Genomic DNA, 25,484 nt, shown 5'->3' on the forward strand with positions numbered 1-25,484 from the left:
GAGCGGACGAATGGATTGGCAGCTACAGGACGCTAAGAATCAGTTCTCGAAAGTGGTCCAGAAGGCTCGTCATGAGGGGCCGCAGGAGATCACTGTTCGCGGCGAACGGACTGCCGTCGTTCTGTCCGCGCGCGATTACGATGCCCTGCGTGCCGGCCTACCCACACTTGTCGACGCACTACTCGCCGGCCCGGTCTGGGATGATGAACTCGTCGAGGCAGTTGAAAGGCGCAGCCAGACCCCCAGCCGAGATTTGGCTTTCTGATGTACCTTGTCGATACCAATATTGTTTCAGAAGCCAGGCGTGGCACTCCAGAGGCCGTGTCCTGGTTGCGATCCGTCAATCCCCTGAGCGTTCACATGAGCGCCCTGACGTTGGGTGAGATCATGCGCGGCATCGCCCTGAAGCAGAAAGCAGACCCGCGCGCGGCAGCTCACCTGACTGAATGGTTACGCAAACTGCGCCATGATCACCTCGACCGCATCCTGCCGGTGACCGACGAAATCTCTGTCGAATGGGGGCGTATCGCCGCGATCCGTCCACGTGGCGATATAGACGGCCTGATCGCGGCTACCGCGATCGTTCACGACCTGATCCTTGTCACGCGCAACGTCAAGGATTTCCAAGACACGGATGCTACGGTGATCAGTCCATGGGAGATGTAGGAGGCGTGAACGACGCGATACCGACGCGCCAGGCGCCCGGACCTATGGTATCGTTCACCACTGACCTCCCTTCCTCTGCCGCGCAATCGACAGACGACGTGCCTGCTCATCTACAGGGTCTTGCCGATCGAGCGCGCGGATATGTGGAGGCAGCCAGTTCCGCGAACACCAGAAAGGCATATGCCTCTGACTGGAGGCACTTTTCCGCATGGTGCCAGCGATCCAATCTTACCCCTCTCCCCCCGCATCCACAGACGGTAGGCCTCTATGTGACCGCCTGCGCATCAGGCGCAGCCGAGCGACGTGGTAAAGCAAACTCTGTGTCGACGATCGAAAGGCGGTTGTCGTCCCTATCCTGGAATTATGCCCAGCGCGGCCTCACCCTTGATCGTAAAGACAGACACATTGCGACGGTGATGGCAGGGATCCGCAACAGCCATGCGAGACCGCCCGTCCAGAAGGAGGCGGTCATGGTCGAGGACATCATCGCCATGATCGAAAGCCTCGACCGCGGCACTCTGCGTGGTCTGCGCGATCGCGGAATGCTGCTGATCGGTTACGCGGGCGGACTTCGCCGCTCGGAGATCGTCGGCCTGGATCTCAAGGCTGACCAGACTGAAGATGGGCGTGGTTGGATCGAAATTCTCGATAAAGGGATGCTCATTACCCTGCGGGGCAAGACAGGATGGCGAGAGGTGGAGATCGGCCGCGGTTCATCTGATGCCACCTGCCCCGTCGCCGCAATCGATACCTGGATCAAGTTCGCTAAGCTCGCGCATGGTCCCCTCTTTCGCCGGGTGACCGGCAATGGAACGGCGGTCGGGCCGGATCGACTGAACGACAGGGAAGTCGCGCGATTGGTGAAACGAGCCGCGATGGCCGCCGGCGTTCGTGGCGATCTCAGCGAAGCCGATAGGGCCTCTAAGTTTTCTGGCCATTCACTGCGTGCCGGTCTCGCCTCTTCCGCAGAGGTCGACGAGCGCTACGTCCAGAAACAGCTCGGTCATGCTTCAGCGGAGATGACGCGGCGGTATCAGCGGCGGCGAGACCGGTTCCGGGTGAACCTTACTAAGGCTGCAGGATTGTGATGCTTCAGAGCTCAGTCAGCAACAGCTCTAAAAACACTGACGGCGCCCCTGACCGGGAACATGTCCTCACCGTAATGATGAAGCCGCGTGTGGTGGCGACGGCACAACCATCGCACAAGTAACGGCTCGTCGTATTGATCATGATGGGCATCGACAGCTTCGACGCCGCATACCTCGCAGCTCTCTTTGTCGAGGTCACCCGCCTGTGATTGACGGCGAGCTGGTCATCGAACTCAATGGCAAATTGTCGTTCGACGGTCTGCAGGCGAGACTGCAAAAACGTTCGACCGGGAGCCGAGAGAGGTAATGGACCACCTCCGGGAAGTACTGGGAAAGCGCCTTCCCCGATTTTGCCCGCAGATCGACATGAATGCCGTGTTTGAACGCCAGGCAACGAAAACCATCCCATTTCGGCTCGTATTGCCAACCGTGGCCCGCCGGCAGGCTGTCCGCGGACCGTGCTTCCATTGGTTCGACCTTAAGCGAGAGGCCGAAACTGAAAACCTCGGTTGCTGCCTTTGTCACCTTCGCCGCCTTTTGCTGAACGCCCCGCCGCAAGGCACTACTCTGGCGACGGTTCGGCCGCTTCAGAGCCCGCGTCATTCTCGCTTCTCGGCTCTTTACTGCTATTCGGACGTACCTGCTCTTGCCGCTTCAAATCCCTCTCAACTATCTCCCTGCTGCCTTCCGCCGGATCCTGCTCTGGGTGCTTGTCATCGTTCATCATTGCTGCTCTCCTTCATAAAGCAAACCTCAACCGGAACCGAAAGTTCCTCCTCGCTACCGTTGCGGACAAGGCGACACCGTGACCGCATTGCTCCCGGTGCTCCTGCGGCCGGCGTCGTAAACCTCGGTTTCGACACTTGGTTGCTCTGACATTGGGTCCTCCTGTCCGACGACAGCTAACCGCACAAACCGCTTGCATTTATGTTTCACCAGGAGGGCACGGTGAAGGACAAGAAGGGGAGGACGGGCTATACAGTCGGTGCGCTCGTCCGGACGAAACCAAATATGCGGCCATCTTTTTCGGGGGATTGGCTTATCTTGTCGCTGATCGACTGTTTAGTGTGACTTCCGTCTGCTCGGCGCTACCTCCTATGCATGGCTCAGTGGCCGCGCGGCCCGAACCGAAGGAGAAAGCATCGTGAAGTTCGGCCAATTTTGCGGCTTCCTCGCGGACGAAATGGATTTCCAACACAGCGACTTCGTATTGGGAGCAGAGTTACTCTTTACGATGGGTTCGAGTGGTGAGGCCGAAGAACTTGCCGTGTCCTTTCCGGACCGCAACGTCACCGCAACGGACGCTGCTATGTTTCTCTGCCTAAGCGTCGCGATCGACCTTGGAGCCTCCGATCCCTCTCAGGCCGCCGAGACAGCGCAAGAGATCGCCATCTGCGGTCAGAACATGCCGATCTTGCTTGCGGCCCTGGGTGAAGGCCACGATGCGACGATCGACATCAGTGGCAGGTTCGCAGCCACTGTGACAGTACCGGGGTCTCTCATCTCAAAAATCACGCCTCTGATCCGAGGTGGAAACATATCTCACCTGAGATCCATCTAAGCCAACAAGGGATTTGAACAACATGCAGACAATCAGCGACTGGTTAGATGACAGAGTCCAAGAGATCATCGGGCCGCCGGGGATCCATGATCGAAAGGCGGATTTCCAGGAGCAGGCAAAACTGCTTTGGCTGCAGGCTGAGGTTGCCGGTTTCACTGTTGCTCAGTTGAAGGAGGCCTGCGGTGGGGATGTTGAACAATATCTGCTCGAGCAGCAGAACGCGATGACCGACGTGGGAAGGCAACGTGCGTTGGAAGAGGTTTTCGACCCGGCCCAACCTCGAAGTTCCTAAGCGGTGACGGTGACCTGCGCCATCCAGCCTTGCGCCCCAAGCTTTGGCCGTCATTTCGGCCCTGACAGATGAGATGAGCGTGCTGATTACATCTGAGCTAAAGGTTGCTCCCAGTATCTCGCGAATTCTGCTTTCGCTCGCTGTGGTCAAGAACTTCTTCAGGTGCCACGTCCTGCTTCAGTTCCTCCAGGGCCCCGCCAGCGTTGGCCGCCACCCCGCCCTTCTCCGCCAGGGAGGCCACCATCGTCAGGATCTTTGTTCCCTCTGCTCGACGAGCAAGGAGATCTGGAGGTTGAGATCGGCGCGCTTGTCGTCGGCCGGGCGAAAACCTCTCTCATGACCTACCACGTTGGACGCGTAATCATCAGCCACACGATCGCGAGTACCGCGCCAAAGGCTGGAAAGCCGAAGAAAAACCAGCGCCTGAACAGGTCGTGGTACCGCTGCGGCAGGGCGCTGCCCGTCCTCTCCGCTTTGATGGCGAGATTACGCATCTCCATTTGCATCTAGACGACCGGCAGCCAGAAGATCCCGGTGAGGATGTAGAGCAGGATCGAGACAACGATCCAGCCGTCCGTCAGCGAGTAGCCCGCATTCCAGGCAGTGCCACGCCGGTGATGGGCTGTACGACCACCGCAGTGGCGGTGAAGAGGAAGTCCGCCAAAACCACGATGCGAGCGACCGGTGCAATCGTCGATGCTTTTCCGGTTTGGTGGGCAATCAGCATGAAGAACGCTATGCCAGCACCGGTTCCAAGCAAAACACATGCGCCAATCATGTGGAGAAATTTCAGGAGGAAATAGAGCATCAACGCTCCTCCAGTATCGCCAGGGCGACCAGATGAAGAACAAGGATTGGTCCGACCTTCAGAAGCGGGCCTAGCGGTTCATGCCAGAGCGCAGGAATAAGAATGGTGCCGGCGATAGTGTAAAAGATCGACACCAGGATTGCGGCCCACAAGCCGAGACGACTGGTACGCCGCAACGCGATCATTGTTCCGATAACGATGTCTGCCATTGCTCCGGCGACGACGGAAAGCACCGCCAGCACGCCGGCGTCGCCTTGGTTCATCAGCGCCAGGCCCTCGTCAAAGCCGACGGTGAGCGAGATAATTCCGGTGAGGATCCAGAACAGCGGCAGAACCACGAAAATCAGTGGCTTGAGGAAGAAGAGGTTGGAAAACCACCGCTCTTGAATGCTCGCGGGCGCTGACTTCAGCGTCTCAGTGAGGGATCGAGGTCGGATCCCGACTGTCGCGGCCCAAGGCTGAAGGTCTCCCGTCGCACCCCGGGCAATTTCCTTTTTGGCTGTCGTTCGAAGTGCAGGCCTCCAGCCGAGCACGCCCGCGAGGTCGCCGAGGGAATAAAGCAGCGCCGCGATGCTCGACGGCACTGTTAATTGGAGGGCCGGCCGTCTCCCAAGCCAACGTCGATAGATCCCGACCACCTCTTCAAAGGTCAGCCGCTGCGGTCCAGCTAATTCGAGGGCGACCTGTCTTGCGGCGTTCGGTTCAAGCAACTTCATCACCGTATCGACAACATCCTCAAGCTGTACGACTTGTAGTGCGCCGCCCCCTGGCATCACCGGAACGACAGGTAGGGCTGCCAAACCACGTATGAGTGCACTTGCGCCGAACGCCGGGCGCCCGAGCACGACAGACGGGCGCAGGATGACCCAATCGAGATCGCGCGCCATCAGAACGTCGTCGCCCCGGAATTTTGTTTCCGAGAACGGGCTCGGCTGCTGTCGATCGACACCGATCGCCGAAAAGTGCACGACGCGCCTCACCCCGAGTTGCTCGCATGCCTGAAACAATGCTGCCGGCCCGGCGACATGAATCCCGGCCACGTTCTCTCTCGGGCTGTCCTGCAAGGCGCCGACGCAGTTGACGACCGCATGGACATTGTCCAGAACCGGAACCCATGCCTGAACATCGACGGCGGATGCAACGTCCAGGTAAACGGTTTTGGTGGCGCCGAAGGGTGCACGACCTCCCGGCCTGACGACCGCCACAACCTGATGACCTTCCTGAAGTAACAGCCCGCATATCGAAGAGCCGATGAGGCCGTTGGCGCCGGTCACGAGGATGTTCATCGCCTCTCCTGTCATATGTCGGTCGCTCGGGCACTTTCCCGGCGGCCTTTGCAGTTTCCTGCATGAGCGTCGGTGGCGAACTTCTCTTCGACGCCTAAGTTCCGGCTCATCGAGCCAACTATGCTGCGGGTCGCCGCACTGGCCCTCTTCTTCTGTGGTTCGTTCAGCCGCAGTTCACGGGCGTTGCGATAAGTGTACGATGATGGAGATGCCGAAGATGAACCAGCGGCTTTGGTGGCTGCTGTCTGCGTTGGACCGACGCGCATGGCGACAATCACCCAAAGGAACCGGGCTGAAGACCGCCAACATCGCGGTGGAACATGGACTGATCCTCGCGCGCGGTGACTGGAGTGAAAGACGCTATCGCCTCACTGCGCTCGGAGGTGAGGCGGTCAGCCTGCACGCCAACAAGCAAGGGAAGGGATAAAACGCGCCGGCGATCCGCATTGCGCCTGCTTCAAGTCAACCGCGGAAGCATCCTCCCGCTCCCTCGACCGATGACCCCTTTCTTGGAACTATTGTGCCTGAACGATGTTAACCGGCAGTTGCGGCACCCCCCCGCCAGTCTGCCGATCCGGCACCTTTTCCTTTTACGGAGTTCAGTAATGGCCACGAAGACCTTGGAAGACCTCTTTATCGACGGCGTGAAGGACATCTATTACACCGAACGGAAGATCGTTGCAGCGCTGAAGAAGATGATCCGCGGTGCGCAATCGCAGGACCTGAAGACTGCATTTGAAACCCACCTGCAGGAAACCGAAGGCCAGGTCGAACGCCTGGTTCAGGTGTTTGAGATCCTCGGCAAGCCGGCGCGCGGAAAGACCTGCCCGGCGATCGACGGGATCGTCGAAGAAGGACAGGAAATCCTGGAGGAATTTAAGGATTCCCCCGCACTCGACGCTGGCCTGCTTGCTGCTGCCCAGGCCGTCGAGCACTATGAGATTGCCCGCTACGGCACGCTTCGCAACTGGGCTCGCGAACTTGGCAAGAATGATGTCGCGCAGCTTCTCGAGCAGACCCTGGCTGAGGAGGAAAAGACGGACGAACTGCTGACGCAGCTCGCCGATGCGAAGGTCAACAGCAAGGGCAAGGCAAAAGCCGCCTGATATCAACGGGAGCGGCCCGTCCGCCGCTCCCGCCCAACCGGGTGTTGCGTCCGGCTGCTTAATTTTGAGTTGTTTAGGGTAATATCTTGCGTTTCCTCCGCGATAACGGCCTCACCATAGCCCTCCTCGGATTTTCTGTTCTGACCGTAGGCGGCATGCTGCTGACCGGCTGGGGCGTTTACAATGAAGAGCTCGCAGAGCATGGCGCGGGGCAGCTTGATCTTTGGAATTATGCGCTCTCAGGCCATTTCCTATCGGCCCTGTTCGAAAATTGGGAGAGCGAGTTCCTGCAGATGTCCGCGTATGTCATGCTGACGGCGATACTTTTCCAACGCGGCTCCGCTGAATCGAAGGATCCCGACCAACCTGCTTCCCAAGACGAGGATCCAGCAGAGAAACAGAATGATGCCAACGCACCGTGGGCGGTTCGAGCTGGTGGGATGGCGCGCTCCCTCTATTCCTATTCCCTTGGCATAGGCTTGGCGATCCTGTTCATTCTCAGCTTTGTGCTGCATGTGCGCTACAGCGCCGAGGACGCGAACGCCGAAGCGCTGATGCATGGCCAGTCGCCAGTGTCGCTCCTCGAGCACTTGACCAGCACCCAGTTCTGGTTCGAGTCTCTCCAGAACTGGCAGTCGGAATTCCTGTCAACCGCCGTGCTCGTGGTGCTGTCGATCTTCCTGAGGTTCAGGGGGTCGCCCGAATCGAAACCCGTCGCGGCGCCTCATTCAGAAACGGGGAGCTAAACCATCGCCGCAAGTCGGCCTTCCCGGCACAACTGAATACCGCCCGCGATGGTGACATCATCGTGACGAACTACAGGAAATGTAGCGCGATCTCCCCGTCGCGAAGGGTCGCTCCAATCTGTCGAGACTGAATGGTCGATCGCGGATGGACCTGAGGCTTGGATGAAGCTCTTGGGGCACAGCCTAACGCTCCCATGGGGGCACGAACCGTCTGTCCTGATAATCAGACAAATAGCCGGAGTGAAGCGGGTCAAGCCACTTCTCCGTCTTCATAAATCCGATCGCCATCGTAGATATCCCTCCCCCGACCGATGCGACTTCAATGCTGCTGCGAAAGCTGGTTTTGTCGTCGACGTCCTCAAGCTCGTCGAGAACGTGTAGACGATCCTCCTCGACTTCGAACAGCTCTCCACGAACACGCACCCCCTCCCCCGGGAGGTCAAGCATCATCGGACCGTAGAACGACCCTGCGATGTATAGAGGATAGGGTTCAATTGTCTCAACGTCACCGACGTACCGAGCCCCGACGAGGCCCTTCTTGAAGAGCGGAAAGCCGCGTTTGAGTGTGCCGTAGATGAACACCTTCATCAATGCAGAGCCGGGCCGAGGGGATAGTGGGGGTGTCTGCAATGGAACGAGGTCATCAGACTGAGCGCGCGGATCGCTACATCTTCGGCAAGGAGGATATCTTCGCTGGACGAGATGTCGTTCGCGACAGACAGCAGAGCCCGACCCACCGAAGCCATGACCATTTCCAGTGCCTCGTCTCCTTCGTCCGCCGCCCATTGCGCGGTTCGCTTCAGCGTGACGGCAAGGCGTTCGAGAACAGCCTGTCGTTCGGGTTCACCGAGTTCTCGTAGTTTCGGGACTTCCATGTCCAATATCGTCCTCCACACTCGAATGAGTTACTTCATTTCACGGTTTGGATCTGAGGCTGGCGCCGACACGGTTCAGTGACGGCAGCTCGACCGCGACGCGAAGTCCGTGGTCCGTCCACTCCCGGCTTATTTTGCCGCCAAGTTGCTTCTCCAGCACGGCGCCAAGCAGAACAGTACCGAAGCCCTTCGTCGGCACAGCGTCCCTCGCCTTGATGCCCTGCTCGCGCCACTCGATGACCAGGCCGTTGTCTTCCGCCTGTCGCCAGGTGATCGTCAGGCTGCCCTCGGGATGTGAAAGCGCCCCATGAACTGCCGCGTTTGCGGCAAGCTCATGCATGGCCAGTCCGAGTGGCTGCACCGACGGCGCGGGGACCATGACCGACGGACCGCTGATCTCGACGTGCTTATCCCCGTAAACGCTGACCTGCAGGGAAATGATGTCGTGGAGTGAGGCCTCCTGCCAGCCGTTCTCCGCCAGCAGCATATGCGTTCTGGCAAGAGCCTGCACCCGCTGCTGCACCGACGCGGCATAGGTGGCGGCATTGTCCGAACGCGTCAGGCGCACGATGCTGTCGACGATCGCCAGAACGTTCTTCGTCCTGTGGTCCACCTCCATGAGCAACCGGTGCTCCGCCTCTTCGAGCGTCTGGACCTTCCGATATTCGGTGACGTCGATCTGGGACGCGAAATAATAGGCAAGATGGCCATCGTCGTCGCGGATGGGGCTGAGATGAAGCTGGTTCCAGAAGGCGCTCCTGTCCTTCCGGTAGTTGAGGATCTCGACGGTGCCCTCGCGCTCCGCACCGATGATGGCGCGTATCTCCGCGACAGCCTCTCTCGATGTGTCTTCTCCCTGCAGAAGCCGGCAGTTCCGTCCGACGAGTTCTTCGGCAGAATACCCGGTCAGGTGAAGGAAAGCGTCGTTTGCGAGGACGATCGGGTAGTCGGGCTGGCGGGCATCGGCGACCACGATCGGCATCCGGGTACGCTGAAACGCGAAGGCGGCGAGTTCCTTGTGATCGGCCATCCCTTGTGTCGACGCTGCGGCCGGCTTGTCCCCATGAATGTCTGACGGCTTGGCTTCAATCACGGCTCACCTTGTTTGCTGACTGGATAGCCCGAACTTCGAAACCGGGGAAATGTTTCTCCGAAAGCGACATGTTCTTCATTTGGATACCCAGACGGGCTGAGCAGCGAGCGTTGTCATTCTCACGCCGTGGCGATATCCGCCACTGCCATTGCGAGCTGTTGCATGTCGGTCGGCTTGCCAAGGTTGCGGACGCCCGCCAAGGCGGCATTCTGGGCAAGTGCGGCCGGGTCAGCGGCACTTGCAAGCACAAACGGAGTGCCGAGGGTCGTCAGCTGCATTGCGACTGGTGTGACCCGCTCACCACCCAGATCGACATCGAGCACCGCCGCATCAGGCTTGGTGTCATGCATTAGTTCAAGCGCATGATCGACGGAGGCGGCCGGTCCCAGCACGTTGAACCCCGCCGATATCAGCGCGGTCTTGATTTCCAAAGCAATGAAGAATTCGTCCTCGACGACGAGAATGGTGCGGGGGCTTGCTGACGGAACGTCGGATTGGTTCATGAAGCTCACAACGGGATCCTGATGGTCGCGGTCAAACCTTCCGCCGGATAGGAAAGTTCCACGCCTCCGCCAAGATGTGCCGCGGTGCCCTCGATCATCTCCGTTCCGTAGCCTTTGCGCCTGGGTGGCTGAACGGCAGGCCCGTTTTGCTCGGACCAACGGCAATTCAGATAGGTCTTACCCGTCAGCCCTTCTTCCACTGTCCAGTAAATCAGAACGCGTCCTTCACTTGCTGACAGTGCACCGTATTTGACGGCGTTGGTCGCAAGCTCGTGGAAAATCATGCTCGCCGCCAGGATCTTCGAAGGTCCGAGTTGGACGGCGGGGCCATTGTAGCTGATCCGGTCGTTCCATGCCTCGCCAATCGCCTTCGCCACCAGTTCCTGCAGGTCGGTCTTCTCGTTACGAGCAGCAATTTCCTGGGCGCGCAATGTCACGTCGAGGCGGCCGAGGAACGTTTGACGGTAATCAGCAGCCGTCTGGCCCTCGACCTCGGTCTGCAAGGCAAGTGCTCGTACGACGGCAAACAGGTTCTTCATCCGATGGCGGGTCTCAGACAGAATGAAATCCATTTCCGCATCGTGCCGCTGGCGCTCGGTGACGTCATCGAACATGACGAGGATATTGGTGCTGCTGTCATCGGGATGGACAAGGCGCCGCGCGTCAATCAGGAAGGTGCGCTGGCCAATGCCTGGGAAATCGTGTTTCACCTCGAAGCCGATGACGGCCGCAGCTTTGGGAATGACACCGGCGATCAGTTCACGCAGCTCAGGAATATCCCACTGTCCATTGCCCAGATCGAACAGGCTCTGACCGAGGAGATCGTCGCGTTCGACCTGGAAGGTCTTGATGAAGGCGTTGTTGGCCGTCGTGACATAAAACCGCTGGTCTAGGACGACAACGGCCTGGGTCATGGTGTCGACGACACCTTGCGCCTGGACATGCCCGCTCCTCAGCAGGCGATAAAGGTCCTCCAACATCATCGGCCGTCTTCTTCCTCAATCTCCAACGTTTCGACTCTCAGCATTGCCGTATTGTAGCTGTATTACCAGCTGGGACGGGAGCATCCGAGATCCCTTGCTGCCGGGCAGACAACGGATCAGCAAAGCTTCGCGTTCCCTTCCAGAAAGGTCCCGACTTATGATGGGAGGGCAAAAGCGTCACGCGGGACCGTGATCCTGATCACAAGCCCATCAGGCTGCCAATCCCTCGATACCTGCCCATTCAATGTCCGCACCACCGTCTGCTCAAGCCTTGTTCCGAAGCCCGTTTCGCTGCTTCCGGCATCTGCGACGGGTCTCGCGTTGGATTCCTGCCAGACGATTTCAAAACTCTCGGGTCTGGAGCACAAAGTTATGTCCAGCCGGCCATCCGGCACGGAAAGCGCGCCATACTTCACCGCGTTGGTGGCGTACTCGTGAAACAGCAGTGCGAGGCTCGTGACCCTGTCAGGGCTGATCGGCGCGTCTTCGCCATGCAACCGCCATCGCCCGCCTTCCTCGTCTTCAAACGGAGAGAGAAGGCTGGACAGGAGGGCGAAGAGGGTTGTTGACTGTTCGGCGAAGGCTTCTCCGCCGGTGAAGCTTGGCAAGGTCATCTCATGAGCCCTCGACAGGGCGACAAGGCGGTCCTTCATGCCGGTGGCGAGCTCTGCCGGTGTCTGCGCCGTTCGCGCCGCCAGGGTGATGATGCTGCCGGTAATCGCAAACAGGTTCTTCACCCGGTGGTGCATCTCGCGCAGCAGGAGATCCTGACGTTCTGCCGCCCGTTTCCGCTCCGAGATGTCACGGGCGATCTTGGATGCGCCGATGATCTTGCCGTCGGCGTTGCGGATCGGCGAGATCGTAAGTGAGATGTCGATGAAGGTGCCATCCTTGCGACGGCGGACCGTCTCGAAATGGTCGACCCGCTCACCGGCATTGATACGAGCGAGGATCGCCGGCTCCTCGTCCAGACGATCTTCCGGGATCAGCATGGTGATCGGTTGTCCTACGGCTTGCTCTGCAGTGTAGCCGAAAACGCGCTCCGCGCTCTTGTTCCAGGTGGTGATGATCCCGTGGAGCGACTTGCTGATGATGACGTCATCAGAGGATTCGACGATCGCCGCGAGGAAGGCCGCTGCGTCATGCCCTGGTTGCGCAGCCCGAACACCCGCTTCGAGCTGCTCAAGACGGTGTTCGGTCCCACGGCCATCACCGTCGTATTCTCTGTCTGCCATTGCCGTCCACGTACCCCGGATGTGACTCTTAAAGAACTTGAACGAGAGGGTTCGCACCCTTCGCGCGGAGAATAGCGCCCAGGCGCGGGAAATAAAGCATTTTATGCAGCCAACATGTTGCAATATCGCCTGCTGGACCTACGGTGCGACCACCTTCTCCTCTCGGATGACCATTTCCATGCACGAGCTTCCAAGACTGTCCACTGGTATCCCCCGCCTCGACACCATTCTTGGCGGCGGCCTTGTCGAAGGGGCGTCCTATATCGTTCAGGGTCATCCCGGCGCTGGCAAGACGATCTTCTCCAATCAGGTCGCTTTCGCCAACCTCGCCCGGGGCGGCAAGGTGCTGTACATAACGCTGCTGGCGGAGACCCATGACCGACTGTTTCAGGCGCTCGGCACCCTCGACTTCTTCGACCGTTCGCAGCTTGGGGTAAATATCTCCTACGTCAGCGTGTTTCAGACACTGCGCTATGAAGGGCTCTCTGCGGTCGTCAGCCTCATCCGGCAGGAGATTGCCAGGCAGAGCGCAACACTGCTCGTCTTCGACGGGCTGCTCAACGCAAGCGACCGCGCCGATACTAACCTTGATGTGAAGACCTTCGTGGCCGAGGTCCAGAGCCAGGCTGCGTTCGCCGGCTGCACCGTTCTTTTCCTGACCAGCACCCGCATCGCCGAAGACAGCCCCGAGCACACGATGGTCGATGGGGTCATCGAATTGCACAACGAGCTTGTCGGTGTTCGCACCGTCCGTCGTCTGCAGGTCAAGAAGTCGAGGGGAAGCGCCGGGCTCGGCGGCTACCACCAGTTCGAGATCACCTCCGCAGGTCTGGTCGCGTATCCCCGCCTGGAAGCCATTCTCTCGTCTGCAACAGTTGAGGACCGTCCTGGATCGGCGCTGATTGCATCAGGAACCGCCGGATTTGACGCGATGCTCGGCGGCGGCTTGCCGGAAAGCTCCGTCACACTTGTGTTCGGACCTTCGGGATGCGGCAAAACCTCATTGGGCCTGAATTTCCTCAGCCGGGCGAGCGCGGAGGAGCCGGCGCTTCATTTCGGGTTCTATGAAACCCCTGGCCGCCTGCTGAAAAAGGCCGGATCCCTTGGAGTTGACTTGGAAACACCGATGAAGTCAGGCGCCTTGGAGGTGATCTGGAACCCGATGACAGAAAACCTGCTCGATAAGCTCGGACACCGGCTTATCGACGCCGTCCGGTCGCGTGGCGTCAAACGCCTTCTGATCGACGGGCTCGGCGGGTTTGAGCGGGCAGCGGTTCATCCATCGCGTCTGGTTGAATTTTTCGCAGCGCTGACGAACGAAATCCGGGCACTGGGGGTTACTACATTTGCGACCTGGGAATTGCGCGATCTGTTTGGACCGACTGTGACGGCCCCCGGATCGGAAATCTCTAGCCTACTGGATAATCTGGTCATGCTGCGCCATGTAGAACTCGGATCCCGCTACAAACGTACCCTCTCTGTGTTGAAGGTAAGAGACAGGGAGTACGAGCCCGTCATCCATGAACTCGGTTTCGGGTCCAAAGGGTTGAAGGTCATCTCTGCCCTTGAGCCGGTGACAGGAGCGACAACCGGTGTGGCTACCGCCGTCGGCCAGGAACCACACGCTTGAGAGAAAGCATGAGCCAAACCAGATGCCGCTGATCGTTATCGCCGAGGATGAGTTTCTGATCGCTGACGTCCTCACCATCATGCTGGAAGATGCTGGCTATGAAGTCGCGGCAGCACCGCACGGTCGGGCGGCGCTTGCTCTTGTACGCGAGAAGCGCCCGTCCCTCGTCATCACTGATTTCATGATGCCGCTGATGACCGGACTGGAATTGGCGCAGGCCATGCGCGCCGACGTCGAGCTCTCCCATATCCCCGTCATCCTCGTGAGTGGCGCTCAGGGCAGCATTGGCCGCGCGCATCCAGAAGTCTTCGACGCTGTTCTCGACAAGCCGTACAACGAGAAAAAACTGCTCGATACTGTGTCCGGACTTCTCTCATGAAGACCAACATGGCCAAGGGCCGCGATCGAGCATCTTTGTAAGCCGAGGCCGACGGCGATAACCCGAATGCGGTCAGAATTTCCCGTTCAAAACGAGTAACATTCTGTATCGCAACGAGAAATCACGAAAAAAAACGGCTGACAAGTGATCTTTCCTCCGGCGGATGAGGGCCAATTTCCTGCTTGCGGGCCGCGGCGCCTTGCCAACATCACGCAGTCCTTCGATTTCCCTGGTCGATTGCCTTCATGAGAGCCATCAGCATTGGCCCAAGCGAAAATACCCCGCGCTCAGAGCGCTTGGTCAGGTCCCGCAGATAGCCGCCCGCCGACGTTATGAAATTCGACCGCTCGAGAATGCAGGCCATAGCCACCGCGGCATTTTCCGGCCCCATGGCGTTGCACGCCTCCTCGTAGGCGGAGGGGCTAACGCCGAGCATTGAGCGCACGACCACGGCCGCCTTCATGAGCTCGCGCCAGTGTTCGATGCGCCCGCCCGGTCCGTAATCGGAGATCTGGGGGCAGGCACGAAGGACCATTCCGAGCGGGAACGCCTTGATCCGCTCGCGTTTCGTCTTTCGTGGTTCATTTGGCTCATCCCTGGTCAGAGGTTTGTCCGCCAAGTTTTCGCCCTGCTCCTTTCCAGAGCGAGGTTCAAGTTCATTTATAGATTCGGTATTTGAATTCTGTATGTGGCGGTCATCGTGAATGGCATTGCCATCCGCTTCTTCCGTTTTAAGCTGCATTTCCAGGATGTTGAGCACCTCTTCCCGCAGGAGCTCCATTTCATCGAGCGTAACCTCGACCTGGGAGCGGTTCGGGTGGCGAGGGAGACGAGCGAGAATGCTGACATACTCAGACCCCACCTGGTCCCAGTTGCCGGCTGCGCCCTCTTCCACCGCGGCCGAGATCAACTTGCGCACATCGCGACGGCAGATCGTCAGCGCTTCCTTTGCACGGCGGAAGCGCGCGCGCTCGGCGGCGACATCCTGCGCCATCAAGGCTAGTTCCGTGGCACGAGCCAGCAGCGGAGTCAGGTCAAACCCGTAGGCCTGTTCGACCTCGCCATCCCGGTTGCGGTGCGCATAGCGTTTGCCGTTCGGGCTGTCACGCCGGAGAATAAGGCCCGCGTCAACCAACGCGGCGAGTTGCCGGCGCAGGGTCGTCTCGGTGATCCCGTGGGCTCGAACAGACAGCTGGGCATTGGATGGGAAGACGACCAGACCATGGCTCGAATCGAGCTGCGCCTGAGGGTGAAACGTCAAGAGGGCATCAAGGACGGCAAGTGCCCGGTCCTGGATGCCCAGGCGTTCCCGTGCCTCGCATACGTCTCGAAAGACTTTCCACTTCTCGATGCGCGTTTCCGGTCGCGGATTCTCGATCGCCATCTGGCTTCGTACCAGGGCGAGCGACATCGGCCGCCGCCCAAAGGGCGTCGTCACATGTCCCGTCTGCATTTTTCTTTCACCTTGCTTCAGGCAAAGGAAATCCGCTCACCAAATCGGCGCCAAGACTCTTGACTGTGATTCCGGGAAATGCGATTCTCGATCCTGCTAGAGATGACGAGAGAGGCTTCCACGGTTCGCCGTTTGGGGGCCTTTTTCTTTTGCGGTTCAGTCTCCGTTCGTTTCAGTTTTCGATCCTTTGTACTCCTCATACAAACGACCCATGTGTGAAGACAGCCATTCGCTGAACGGCCTGGCTTCAGCGTTGGTTAGCTCGATGGCAACCTTCCTTGCCTTCGCATTCATCACCATGTTCAACGCGCGATCGGTTGAGGTCCAATCCCGGACAGGGGACTCAGCCTTTGGCTTCTTGGCGGCTGACTTGGCCTTGTATCGCTTCAGGTGGTCATGGAGTTTGTCGAAGCGGTCGCCTTCAGGGAGCGCTTGAAAGTCGGCGGACTCCACGTGATCGGTCGCAACCTTGGACAGGGCAGGGGCAAGGACAAGCTGGCGGAGGCTCAGCCAACGGTCGCGCCCGATTTTCTTGGACGCTCCCAACGCCGTGATAACTGGTGTCGGCACTACCTCGACGACCGCGAGCATCTTCGAGAGCATAGCCTCGTCAATGGCAAGCGAAGAACGAACTGTCTCCTTGGTCATTCCCGACGTAATCAGGTTCTGGGCGAAATAGGCGCGCTCTATGAAGGACAGATTTGACCGCGCCGCGTTCTCCTGACCCTGAACAATGGCGGAGGTGGTGTCGTCCAGCTGCTTTACTATTGCCTTGACTGGAACTCCAAGCTCGCGCGCGACCCTGAGGCGACGATGGCCAAACACCACCATATATCGCTTGGCGTCCGTCGAACTGGGGCGAACCAGAATTGGCGTCGTCTGACCTGATTCCCTAATCGCCTGGAGCAATTCCTGAAACTCCTCCCCATTGTCGGACAGACGGTCGGCAACGAAAGAGGCATCGATCAGCCGCGGATCTAGATCCACGATCACCTCGCCTTCCATCAGCTTCTTGGTGTTCTCGGCCATATCCTCGATCGAGCGGACAACCGTCTTTGCGGCTCCTGTCATGCCGTAACCGGGCTTGGTTGGCGTCTGGCTCGCCGAGATGGCAGCCATGTCCAACTTGGCGAATGGATTTTCACGTGACATGGCTGGCCTCCGGACGAACGTTCAATTGCGACAAGCCATTCATCGCGCTTACAAAAACAGCAAAATAAACGGCTGACAAGTCTCTCATTTTCTCCCCCAGACACCATGGATGAGATCGACGATTTCCGCGTTGGCGGCATTGAGACTTTCCATTGCCCGGTCGTAGGTCGCGCGGACGAACTCGCTCCGCTCGACCTCGTACAGGGTCTGCTTCTTGATCGACGCATCTGAGATGGCCGTGGATTTCAGGACGTGATTTCGCAACATCTGCTGCGCAAACATCGACTGCATGAACCCGACCATCTGGGCCTGAGGGATATCCGTCGGCTCGAAGCGCGTGATCAGATAGCGGAACCACTGCACCCGCATCTCCGCCCCTGCCTCGGCGACTGGCCCCATGATCCCGCCCAGCATCATCAGAAACTGACTCATCGACATGATGTCCAGCATCTGGGGATGGATGGTGATGAGGATACCTGTTGACGCCATGAGTGCGGTGATTGTCAGGTATCCTAGCTGTGGAGGGCAGTCGATGACGACCACGTCATACTTGTCATCGACCTGCTTTAGAGCACTGGCGATCCGCATGTAGAAGAGCCGGCCGTCCTCTCCGTTCCTGGACGAGATCGCTAGCGGCACGTCATATTCGTATTCCTGGAGAACCAGGTTCGCCGGGACCACATCCAGTCCCGGAATGTTGGTCGGCTGGATGACGTCCGCGATCGACTTTCGCTCATCGTCGAAGCGAAGAGCCTCATAGAGTGAGGCGGTATCATCAAGCTCCGGTTGGATCCCGAACAGCGAGGTGAGTGAAGCCTGCGGATCGAGATCGACGGCCAATACTCGATGGCCGGTGAGAGCAAGATACTGGGCAAGGTGCGCAGCCGTGGTGGTCTTGCCGCTGCCGCCCTTGAAGTTTACGACCGAGACAACCTGCATCAATTCGCCTTCCCGGCGCCTGGGCACGTAGTACCGCTTGTCGGACTTCTTGTTTGTCTCGAGATAGTCCCGGAGCTCGAGCATCTGGTCCGCTGTATAATACCGACGTCCGCTGACCGACTCGATCTCCGGCCCCTTGCCATCAGAATGGAGTTGCCTCAAATGCGTCTGCGTCACCCCCATGAAATCGGCGACTTCCGCAAGCTGGAACTTGCGCAAGCCCTTGCGAGCGTCCGGCGGGTATTGCTGGCTGCGCAACATATGCAACGCGCTTGAGATCTTCGACCCCTGCTGGGCGATCTCGATATCAAACCTGTTCTGCAACTCAGTGCTCATTTTGCGAACTATTTCCCGGAGGTCTTCACTTTCGAAAAAATGGCTCGGCGGCCATCACTTTCGAAACTATCATCCGATTCCCATCGCGCCGCAAGACATTTAAGGTTAACAACAAGTTAACGCGCTAGCCGGGAATCGGCATGGCTCAACGAATCCGTGATATCTTTCCGCCAGTTAGGCAGATTCCATCCATTGCGTATAGTCAGTGGAAACTGCAGATCTGCAGTTGCACCAGGCCTTCGCACGGGTTCAGGCGATGTCGGTCGATGGCTGATCCGTCATTAAACAGGTAAAATCACCGACTGCAGATCTGCAGATAGCCACGCCGGTTTTCAGGTGATCTTTCTCCGTATGTCCGAAACAACCGGAGAAAGACATGCGGATTCTGACCGTCCCACCTAATCAGTACGCCCATCATTCAGATGAACTGGCACAGATGCATCGACTTCGCGCGATGGTCTTCCGCGGCCGCCTCGAATGGGATGTCACGGTCACCGAATCGGGCGAGTTCGACGAGTACGACAGGTTCGATCCTACCTACATCCTTGCGATCACCGACGACGCCCGCGTGGTCGGATGCGCACGCCTTCTCCCTACGCAAGGGCCAACCATGCTGGAGGGAACTTTCTCCCAGCTCCTTGTGCGTGGTGAACTATATGCCTCGCCAACGATGGTCGAGAGTTCGCGATTTTGCGTTGACACGTCACTGGCTGAGCCGAGGGGAGGGGGGCGGCTTCATCTCGCCACGCTCACCATGTTCGCCGGTATCATCGAGTGGTCGATGGCCAACGGCTACAACGAGATCGTTACGGCGACCGATCTCCGCTTCGAGCGGATCCTCAACCGCGCCGGCTGGCCGATGAAGCGCCTCGGGGAGCCAACTGAAATTGGCAACACGGTTGCGATTGCTGGTTCGCTGCCGGCCGATCCTGAGAGCCTCGGCCGAGTCCGGCCGATGGGCTATCAGTCCGCCATCTCGGACATTCAACCTCCAAAGATCCGGAGCGCTGCGTGACCCAGCTCCGCTCCCATCCGCGCCTGGTCCGCAAGCTGCAGGATGCGCTTGGCGACCAGCTCTGCGTCGCGCTTGAAGATGCGACGGTGGTCGAGATCATGCTCAACCCTGACGGCAAGCTCTTTATCGAGAGGCTGGGGCACGGCGTGGCCCCAGCCGGTGCGATGTCCGCTGCTGCTGCAGAGGTGGTGATTGGCAGCGTCGCCCACGCCTTGCAGTCCGAAGCCGACACGGATCGACCGATCATTTCCGGAGAGCTGCCGATAGGCGGGCACCGTTTCGAGGGGCTGCTGCCGCCCGTGGTGTCCGGACCGGCTTTCACCATTCGCCGTAGGGCGTCACGTCTTGTTCCCTTGGAGGAGTACGTAAAGACCAAGATCATGACGGAGGCGCAGGCCTCCGCAATACGCAGCGCGATCGACGCTCGCATGAACATCGTCATTTCCGGGGGTACGGGTTCGGGAAAGACAACGCTTGCGAACGCCATCATCGCTGAAGTGGTTATCGCCGCTCCCGACGATCGCATGGTGATCCTCGAAGATACCGTCGAAATCCAGTGTGCGGCCGAGAACGCAGTCTGCCTGCATACCAGCGATACAATCGATATGGCGCGATTGCTGAAGAGCACCATGAGACTGCGCCCGGACCGCATCATCGTCGGTGAGGTCCGCGACGGTGCGGCTCTGACGCTCCTGAAAGCCTGGAATACCGGTCATCCCGGCGGCGTCACCACGATCCATTCCAACACCGCGATGTCGGCACTGCGCCGGCTTGAGCAACTGACTGCCGAGGCCAGCCAGCAGCCAATGCAGGAGGTGATCGGCGAGGCGGTCGATCTCGTCGTCTCGATCGAGCGGACGGGGAAGGGGAGGCGTGTCCGCGAAGTGATCCACATCGAAGGATACCGCAACAATCAGTACCAGACCGAACACTATGCCCAGATCGACGAGGAAAGCCATGTCGCGTAAGACCTATCCCATTCTCGCAGCGATCATGTTTGCTGCCGTTTCCCTTAGCATTTCAGAGCCCGCATTCGCGGGCTCTGGCGGAGGCGGTCTTCCGTGGGAATCGCCCCTGCAGCAGATCCAGCAGTCGATCACCGGTCCCGTCGCCGGGTTCATTGCGCTTGCCGCGGTCGCGATCGCCGGCGCCATGCTGATCTTCGGCGGCGAACTCAACGATTTTGCCCGTCGCCTTTGCTATGTCGCCCTGGTCGGCGGCGTTCTGCTCGGCGCCACCCAGATCGTCGCTCTTTTCGGCGCAACCGGCGCGTCGATTGGCGAGCACCGTGCCGATTCAGGCGTTGATCCGGTGGACTTTGTGCCAGTGACGGAGCCGTCCGTGGCAGGGGAGGGGGATCGTGGCTGAAGCCGGCTCCAACCTCATCCGCTCTCGGGTGCATCGGGCGCTATCACGTCCTAACCTGTTGATGGGCGCCGATCGCGAGCTTGTCCTGCTGACGGCGCTCGCCGCCGTCATCCTGATCTTCGTTGTGCTCACCTGGTATGCAGCGCTTTTCGGCATCGCGGTCTGGCTAGTCGCGTTAGCTGCCCTTCGCATGATGGCCAAGGCCGATCCGCTTATGCGAAGGGTTTATATCCGGCATATCTCCTACAAGACCTTCTACCGCGCGACGTCGTCGCCGTGGCGCCGGTATTGAGGGGTACGACATGGTTGCCCTCAAATCCTTCCGCCATTCCGGACCGTCCTTTGCCGATCTCGTTCCATACGCGGGCTTGGTCGACAACGGCGTCATTCTTCTGAAGGACGGCTCGCTGATGGCCGGCTGGTATTTTGCCGGACCGGACAGCGAAAGTTCGACCGACGCCGAGCGCAATGAGGTGTCGCGACAGATCAATGCCATCCTGTCACGGCTCGGCTCCGGCTGGATGATCCAGGTCGAGGCTGTCCGAGTACCCACGGGCGATTATCCAACCGAGGAAGCCAGTCATTTCCCTGATCCAGTGACCCGCGCCATCGATGCGGAGCGGCGGGCGCATTTCCAGAAGGAGAGGGGACACTATGAGAGCCGCCACGCCCTGATCCTGACCTGGCGTCCGCCGGAGCCCAGGCGGACCGGACTGACGCGCTATGTCTATTCCGACGTTGGCAGCCGATCCGCAACCTATGCCGACAAGGCGCTTGAGACCTTCCTGACGTCGATCCGCGAGGTCGAACAATATCTCGCCAATGTCTTGTCGATCCGACGGATGACGACACGCGAAACGTCAGAGCGCGGTGGTCACCGTGTCGCCCGCTACGACGAACTCTTCCAGTTCATCCGCTTTTGCATCACCGGGGAAAATCATCCGGTACGTCTGCCCGAGATCGCCATGTATCTCGATTGGCTGGTGACGGCCGAGCTGCAGCACGGTCTGACGCCACTCGTCGAGAACCGGTTCCTCGGCGTGGTGGCGATCGATGGCCTGCCTGCAGAAAGTTGGCCGGGAATTCTCAACAGTCTCGACCTGATGCCGCTCACCTATCGCTGGTCGTCCCGCTTCATCTTCCTTGATTCCGAGGAGGCGAGGGGCAAGCTCGAGCGTACGCGCAAGAAATGGCAGCAGAAGGTCAGGCCATTCTTCGATCAGCTTTTCCAGACGCAGTCGCGGTCGCTCGACCGGGATGCGATGCTGATGGTGGCAGAAACCGAGGACGCGATCGCAGAAGCCTCATCGCAGCTCGTGGCCTATGGCTACTATACGCCGGTCATCGTTCTCTTCGACGAGGACCAACAGAGCCTGCAGGAGAAATGTGAGGGCGTCCGCCGCCTGATCCAGGCCGAAGGTTTTGGCGCACGCATCGAGACGATCAACGCGACCGATGCGTTTCTCGGCAGCCTGCCCGGCGTCTCCTATGCCAATATTCGTGAGCCGCTGGTCAACACGCGCAATCTCGCCGACCTTATCCCGCTCAACTCGATCTGGTCGGGAAGCCCGATAGCACCTTGCCCGTTCTATCCGGCCGGATCGCCTCCGCTGATGCAGGTCGCAAGCGGGTCGACGCCGTTCCGGCTCAACCTGCATGTCGACGATGTCGGCCACACGTTGATCTTCGGACCGACGGGCTCCGGCAAATCAACGCTGCTCTCATTGATCGCAGCGCAGTTCCGACGCTACGCCGATGCGCAGATCTTCGCCTTCGACAAGGGGGGCTCAATGCTGCCGCTGACGCTGGGGATCAACGGCGATCATTATCAGATCGGAGGTGATGCACCGGAGGAAGGGGAGGGAAGGGCACTCTCTTTCTGCCCGCTGGCCGATCTTTCCTCCGACGCTGATCGTGCCTGGGCGTTCGAGTGGATCGAGATGCTGGTCGCCCTGCAGGGTGTGACGATCACACCGGACTACCGCAATGCTATCTCCCGGCAGATCGGGCTTATGGCGGAGTCACGCGGCCGCTCGCTCTCGGACTTCATCTCCGGCGTCCAGATGCGTGAGATCAAGGATGCCCTGCATCACTACACCGTCGATGGTCCGATGGGGCAACTTCTCGACGCCGAGGAGGACGGTCTGGCGCTTGGCGCCTTCCAGTGCTTCGAAATCGAGGAACTGATGAACATGGGCGAGCGCAATCTCGTGCCCGTGCTCACCTATCTCTTCCGACGCATCGAAAAGCGCCTCAGCGGTGCGCCAAGCCTCATCATCCTCGACGAGGCCTGGCTGATGCTCGGCCACCCGGTGTTCCGGGACAAGATCCGGGAATGGCTGAAGGTGCTGCGCAAGGCCAACTGTGCCGTGGTGCTCGCCACGCAGTCAATCTCTGATGCCGAGCGGTCCGGGATTATCGACGTGCTGAAGGAATCCTGCCCGACCAAGATCTGCCTGCCGAACGGTGCTGCACGGGAGCCGGGCACGCGCGAATTCTACGAGCGCATCGGCTTCAACGAGCGGCAGATCGAGATCGTCGCGACCGCGATCCCCAAGCGAGACTATTACGTCGTGTCGCCAGAGGGCCGCCGCCTGTTCGACATGGCCCTCGGTCCCGTCGCTCTGTCCTTTGTCGGGGCATCCGGAAAGGAAGACCTGAAGCGCATCCGCGCCCTGCATCTCGAACATGGGGCCAGCTGGCCTCTCCATTGGCTCCAGCAAAGGGGGATCGCCCATGCCGACACGCTCTTCCCAACCCAATAGGACATTGCACACCGCGCTTGGTGCGGTCCTCATGCTCTCGTCCGCTCTCCCGCTTCCAGTGCAGGCCGGTGGCGTCACCGGACAGGCGACAGAATGGACGCAGCTTGCCAACAATACCGAACTCATCAGCCTCGTCGGCAAGTCCGCCGAGCAGGTGAACAACCAGATCACCCAGATTTCGCAGCTGGCCGAGCAGATCCAGAACCAGCTTAACATCTACAAAAACATGCTGCAGAACACCGCTCAGCTGCCGAACCATATCTGGGGCCAGGTCGAAAATGACCTGAAGAACCTCCAGAGTATCGTCAACCAGGGCCAGGGCGTCGCCTTCTCCATGGGCAATGTCGACGATGTGCTCAAGCAACGCTTCCAGAGTTTCGCCGACATGAAGAGCAACCTTCCTGAGGGTGCGAGCTTCTCCACGACCTACCAGAGCTGGTCCGACACCAATCGCGACACGATCGCCGGCACGCTAAAGGCCGCCAATCTGACGGCAGAGCAATTCTCCAGCGAGGAAAGCACGATGTCGCAGCTCAGGTCGATGTCGGAATCGGCCGACGGCCAGATGAAGGCGCTGCAGGTCGGGCACGAGATTGCAGCCCAGCAGGTCGCGCAGATGCAGAAGCTGCGGGGTCTCGTTTCCCAGCAGATGACGATGATGGGGACCTGGTACCAGTCCGAACAGGCGCAAAAGGATCTGGCGCAAGCGCGGCGCGAACAATTCTTCAGCGGAACCGAGCGTGACATCCGCGGCGGCCAGACGATGGAGCCCCGCTGGTGAGCCCGCGTCTGATCCTCATTCTCGCCTTCGTCGCGGTAGTTTCTGCGGCCGGCGCGAGCGTCATCACCTGGCTCGCTGTCCAGCCGCAGGCCACCCCAATCTCCGGATCGGGCACAGCCGCAATCAATTCGTCCGCCGATGAAGAACAGCGCCGACATCGTGAAGAGTTCTTTGGCGGAAATTCCGACCGTAACATCCGCGGCGGTCAGGAGATGAAACCGCGATGGTAGCCGTTCCTTCTTCCCGTGTGGCCGACCGCATGTTCATCGCGATCGCCATCGTCCTGCTGGCGACCACGCCGGCACTGGCCCAACAGGGCCAGGTCCTGACCACACTCGAGAATTCCGTCGTCACCGCTGCCAAGAGCTGGGAGACGACCGTGATGAACGCGGCGCGGTCACTCTTCTGGATCCTCGCAGGTATCGAGGTCGGCATTGCCGCCGTTTGGCTGGCAATCAATGCCGCCTCGCTCGACAGCTGGTTCGCTGAACTCGTCAAGCGGATCATGTTTATCGGCCTGTTCGCCTTCATTCTCGATCAGGGCCCGGCATTCGCAAAAGCCGTCGTCGACAGCCTCTACCAGATCGGCGCCGGCGGCGGCTCGGCTTCTCCCGCCAACATCTTCGATGCCGGCATTCGTGTCGCGACCAAAATGTCGGAACAGGCGAAGTTTGGCCTCTGGGAAGATAATGCGCTGGCGATCGCCGCCGTCTTCGCCATGGTCGTGGTGGTGGTGTCGTTTTCGCTGGTGGCTGCGATCTTCGTTGCCGTCATGGTCGAGATGTATGTCGGACTGCTCGCGGGCATGATCATGCTGGGCCTGGGTGGATCCTCGTACACCAAGGACTTCGCCATCAAATATCTGGTCTATGCCTTCTCCGTCGGCATGAAGCTGATGGCGCTGGTGATGATCGCCAAGATCGGCTCGGATATCCTCCTCGGTCTGGCAGAGGCGCCAACCGCATTGTCGGAACAGTTTATCACCACGCTCGCGATTGCGGGGATCTCCGTCGTCGTCTTCGTCATCGCCATGTATGTGCCGCCCATCCTGCAGGGCGTGGTCCAGGGCGCGTCTGTCGGCGGCGGTATGGAAGCCATCCGTCACGGCGGGCAGGCGGCATCCGCGGCGCTTGGGGCCGGTTTCCTGACGATCGGTGCGGCCAACAGAGGATTCGGGGCCGCCAGTGCCGCAAGAGCAGGGGGAGCATCTCTCGGAAGTGCCGCGCTGCGCGGCATGCAGGCGGGGATTGGCGGAGCGGCCGGAGCAGTCGGCTCGGCTGCAAAGGAAAAAGCGATCGGTTCGCCGGGAGCCTATGCCGGATCGATGCTCGGCCTTGCCAACGCCAAACTCGATCAACCATCCGCACGGCCCGGCACACCGTCTCCACCACCGCCGATCAACGACAGCAAGTGACGGGACCCTG

The 25,484-nt window shown here is 59.6% G+C and carries 28 protein-coding genes and 3 pseudogenes; 18 read left to right on the forward strand and 13 right to left on the reverse strand.

Features of this window, described 5'->3' with window-relative positions; translation table 11 throughout:
• The first annotated feature begins 10 nt into the window (after positions 1 to 10).
• The 3 genes from BM216_RS26175 to BM216_RS26185 are packed head-to-tail and all read left to right on the forward strand — an operon-like array spanning position 11 to position 1,754.
• Positions 11 to 265, forward strand: coding sequence for a type II toxin-antitoxin system Phd/YefM family antitoxin (locus tag BM216_RS26175; protein WP_093002146.1), 255 nt, complete (start codon positions 11 to 13; stop codon positions 263 to 265).
• The gene (locus BM216_RS26180) at positions 265 to 666 is read left to right on the forward strand and encodes a type II toxin-antitoxin system VapC family toxin (protein ID WP_093002147.1); all 402 of its coding nucleotides are present in this window, start codon (positions 265 to 267) and stop codon (positions 664 to 666) included. Before BM216_RS26175 ends, BM216_RS26180 begins: the two co-directional genes overlap by 1 nt.
• 44 nt (positions 667 to 710) lie before the next feature.
• Entirely contained in the window at positions 711 to 1,754 is a 1,044-nt protein-coding gene (locus BM216_RS26185) for a site-specific integrase (protein WP_093002222.1), read from the forward strand.
• A gap of 11 nt (positions 1,755 to 1,765) precedes the next feature.
• Here BM216_RS26185 and BM216_RS34765 read toward each other — a convergent pair.
• Positions 1,766 to 1,960 (reverse strand): annotated as a pseudogene (locus BM216_RS34765) (hypothetical protein); the annotation flags it as partial.
• Between the two features lie 85 nt (positions 1,961 to 2,045).
• A pseudogene (locus tag BM216_RS26195) lies at positions 2,046 to 2,222 on the reverse strand (ATP-dependent DNA ligase); the annotation flags it as partial.
• A 676-nt stretch (positions 2,223 to 2,898) separates the two neighbouring features.
• Here BM216_RS26195 and BM216_RS26200 point away from each other — a divergent pair.
• Together BM216_RS26200 and BM216_RS26205 are read left to right on the forward strand one after the other, a co-directional pair.
• Positions 2,899 to 3,315: a hypothetical protein gene (locus BM216_RS26200; protein WP_093002148.1), complete on the forward strand. Its 417-nt coding sequence runs from the start codon at positions 2,899 to 2,901 to the stop codon at positions 3,313 to 3,315.
• Positions 3,316 to 3,337: 22 nt separating this feature from the next.
• Positions 3,338 to 3,607, forward strand: coding sequence for a hypothetical protein (locus BM216_RS26205; protein ID WP_093002149.1), 270 nt, complete (start codon positions 3,338 to 3,340; stop codon positions 3,605 to 3,607).
• Between the two features lie 341 nt (positions 3,608 to 3,948).
• Here the strand turns inward: BM216_RS26205 and BM216_RS26210 are convergent.
• Positions 3,949 to 4,415: pseudogene (locus BM216_RS26210) on the reverse strand (DUF2269 family protein).
• Positions 4,415 to 5,701: an SDR family oxidoreductase gene (locus BM216_RS26215; protein WP_093002150.1), complete on the reverse strand. Its 1,287-nt coding sequence runs from the start codon at positions 5,699 to 5,701 to the stop codon at positions 4,415 to 4,417. Before BM216_RS26215 ends, BM216_RS26210 begins: the two are co-directional and overlap by 1 nt.
• 217 nt (positions 5,702 to 5,918) lie before the next feature.
• Here BM216_RS26215 and BM216_RS26220 point away from each other — a divergent pair, with 217 nt between their 5' ends.
• From BM216_RS26220 to BM216_RS26230, 3 genes are all read left to right on the forward strand, one after another.
• A complete protein-coding gene (locus BM216_RS26220; protein WP_093002224.1) occupies positions 5,919 to 6,128 on the forward strand; it encodes a hypothetical protein in 210 nt (69 codons plus the stop codon).
• A gap of 178 nt (positions 6,129 to 6,306) precedes the next feature.
• Complete coding sequence (locus tag BM216_RS26225; RefSeq protein ID WP_093002151.1) at positions 6,307 to 6,807, forward strand: YciE/YciF ferroxidase family protein; 501 nt, start codon at positions 6,307 to 6,309, stop codon at positions 6,805 to 6,807.
• A gap of 86 nt (positions 6,808 to 6,893) precedes the next feature.
• Positions 6,894 to 7,553, forward strand: coding sequence for a DUF6766 family protein (locus BM216_RS26230; protein WP_093002152.1), 660 nt, complete (start codon positions 6,894 to 6,896; stop codon positions 7,551 to 7,553).
• A gap of 183 nt (positions 7,554 to 7,736) precedes the next feature.
• Here the strand turns inward: BM216_RS26230 and BM216_RS26235 are convergent, their stop codons facing one another.
• The 6 genes from BM216_RS26235 to BM216_RS26260 all read right to left on the reverse strand — a co-directional run bounded on the left by BM216_RS26235 (position 7,737) and on the right by BM216_RS26260 (position 12,242).
• The gene (locus BM216_RS26235) at positions 7,737 to 8,141 is read right to left on the reverse strand and encodes a gamma-glutamylcyclotransferase family protein (RefSeq protein WP_244530342.1); all 405 of its coding nucleotides are present in this window, start codon (positions 8,139 to 8,141) and stop codon (positions 7,737 to 7,739) included.
• Entirely contained in the window at positions 8,141 to 8,428 is a 288-nt protein-coding gene (locus tag BM216_RS26240) for a hypothetical protein (RefSeq protein ID WP_093002154.1), read from the reverse strand. The genes BM216_RS26235 and BM216_RS26240 overlap by 1 nt, the downstream gene beginning before the upstream one ends.
• Positions 8,429 to 8,468: 40 nt before the next feature.
• Positions 8,469 to 9,521, reverse strand: coding sequence for a blue-light-activated histidine kinase (locus BM216_RS26245; protein ID WP_093002155.1), 1,053 nt, complete (start codon positions 9,519 to 9,521; stop codon positions 8,469 to 8,471).
• Between the two features lie 119 nt (positions 9,522 to 9,640).
• Positions 9,641 to 10,024, reverse strand: coding sequence for a response regulator (locus BM216_RS26250; RefSeq protein ID WP_093002226.1), 384 nt, complete (start codon positions 10,022 to 10,024; stop codon positions 9,641 to 9,643).
• 5 nt (positions 10,025 to 10,029) lie between these two features.
• The gene (locus tag BM216_RS26255; RefSeq protein WP_093002156.1) at positions 10,030 to 11,007 is read right to left on the reverse strand and encodes an HWE histidine kinase domain-containing protein; all 978 of its coding nucleotides are present in this window, start codon (positions 11,005 to 11,007) and stop codon (positions 10,030 to 10,032) included.
• A gap of 155 nt (positions 11,008 to 11,162) precedes the next feature.
• Complete coding sequence (locus BM216_RS26260) at positions 11,163 to 12,242, reverse strand: PAS domain S-box protein (protein WP_093002157.1); 1,080 nt, start codon at positions 12,240 to 12,242, stop codon at positions 11,163 to 11,165.
• Positions 12,243 to 12,420: 178 nt separating this feature from the next.
• Here BM216_RS26260 and BM216_RS26265 point away from each other — a divergent pair, with 178 nt between their 5' ends.
• Together BM216_RS26265 and BM216_RS26270 are read left to right on the forward strand one after the other, a co-directional pair.
• The gene (locus BM216_RS26265) at positions 12,421 to 13,872 is read left to right on the forward strand and encodes a DUF7125 family protein (RefSeq protein WP_093002228.1); all 1,452 of its coding nucleotides are present in this window, start codon (positions 12,421 to 12,423) and stop codon (positions 13,870 to 13,872) included.
• A 22-nt stretch (positions 13,873 to 13,894) separates the two neighbouring features.
• Positions 13,895 to 14,251, forward strand: coding sequence for a response regulator (locus BM216_RS26270; RefSeq protein WP_093002158.1), 357 nt, complete (start codon positions 13,895 to 13,897; stop codon positions 14,249 to 14,251).
• 208 nt (positions 14,252 to 14,459) lie between these two features.
• Here the strand turns inward: BM216_RS26270 and repC are convergent, their stop codons facing one another.
• The 3 genes from repC to repA form a co-directional block, all read right to left on the reverse strand.
• Positions 14,460 to 15,704 (reverse strand): plasmid replication protein RepC, encoded by a 1,245-nt coding sequence (gene repC, locus BM216_RS26275; RefSeq protein ID WP_093002159.1) that lies wholly within the window; start codon positions 15,702 to 15,704, stop codon positions 14,460 to 14,462.
• Positions 15,705 to 15,860: 156 nt separating this feature from the next.
• Entirely contained in the window at positions 15,861 to 16,856 is a 996-nt protein-coding gene (gene repB / locus BM216_RS26280) for a plasmid partitioning protein RepB (protein WP_093002160.1), read from the reverse strand.
• Between the two features lie 84 nt (positions 16,857 to 16,940).
• Positions 16,941 to 18,131, reverse strand: a complete 1,191-nt coding sequence (gene repA / locus BM216_RS26285; RefSeq protein WP_093002161.1) for a plasmid partitioning protein RepA — start codon at positions 18,129 to 18,131, stop codon at positions 16,941 to 16,943.
• 376 nt (positions 18,132 to 18,507) lie between these two features.
• Between repA and traI the strand changes: the two genes are divergently transcribed.
• Genes traI through trbL form a run of 8 tightly spaced genes read left to right on the forward strand, consistent with a single transcriptional unit; the run spans position 18,508 to position 25,474 of the window.
• The gene (gene traI / locus BM216_RS26290) at positions 18,508 to 19,146 is read left to right on the forward strand and encodes an acyl-homoserine-lactone synthase (protein ID WP_093002162.1); all 639 of its coding nucleotides are present in this window, start codon (positions 18,508 to 18,510) and stop codon (positions 19,144 to 19,146) included.
• Positions 19,143 to 20,114, forward strand: coding sequence for a P-type conjugative transfer ATPase TrbB (gene trbB / locus BM216_RS26295; RefSeq protein WP_093002163.1), 972 nt, complete (start codon positions 19,143 to 19,145; stop codon positions 20,112 to 20,114). The genes traI and trbB overlap by 4 nt, the downstream gene beginning before the upstream one ends.
• Positions 20,104 to 20,514 carry a conjugal transfer pilin TrbC gene (gene trbC / locus BM216_RS26300; protein WP_093002164.1) on the forward strand — a complete coding sequence of 137 codons (411 nt, stop codon included), beginning with the start codon at positions 20,104 to 20,106 and terminating at the stop codon, positions 20,512 to 20,514. The genes trbB and trbC overlap by 11 nt, the downstream gene beginning before the upstream one ends.
• Entirely contained in the window at positions 20,507 to 20,806 is a 300-nt protein-coding gene (locus BM216_RS26305; protein WP_093002166.1) for a conjugal transfer protein TrbD, read from the forward strand. The genes trbC and BM216_RS26305 overlap by 8 nt, the downstream gene beginning before the upstream one ends.
• A gap of 10 nt (positions 20,807 to 20,816) precedes the next feature.
• Positions 20,817 to 23,279, forward strand: a complete 2,463-nt coding sequence (locus BM216_RS26310; RefSeq protein WP_093002168.1) for a conjugal transfer protein TrbE — start codon at positions 20,817 to 20,819, stop codon at positions 23,277 to 23,279.
• Complete coding sequence (gene trbJ, locus BM216_RS26315; protein ID WP_093002170.1) at positions 23,251 to 24,060, forward strand: P-type conjugative transfer protein TrbJ; 810 nt, start codon at positions 23,251 to 23,253, stop codon at positions 24,058 to 24,060. The genes BM216_RS26310 and trbJ overlap by 29 nt, the downstream gene beginning before the upstream one ends.
• Positions 24,057 to 24,290, forward strand: coding sequence for an entry exclusion protein TrbK (trbK, locus tag BM216_RS26320; RefSeq protein WP_093002172.1), 234 nt, complete (start codon positions 24,057 to 24,059; stop codon positions 24,288 to 24,290). Before trbJ ends, trbK begins: the two co-directional genes overlap by 4 nt.
• Positions 24,284 to 25,474, forward strand: a complete 1,191-nt coding sequence (gene trbL / locus BM216_RS26325; RefSeq protein WP_093002174.1) for a P-type conjugative transfer protein TrbL — start codon at positions 24,284 to 24,286, stop codon at positions 25,472 to 25,474. Before trbK ends, trbL begins: the two co-directional genes overlap by 7 nt.
• The last annotated feature ends 10 nt before the right edge of the window (positions 25,475 to 25,484 follow it).

The organism is Rhizobium sp. NFR07, from assembly GCF_900111905.1.
In the GTDB taxonomy this organism is placed as follows: domain Bacteria; phylum Pseudomonadota; class Alphaproteobacteria; order Rhizobiales; family Rhizobiaceae; genus Neorhizobium.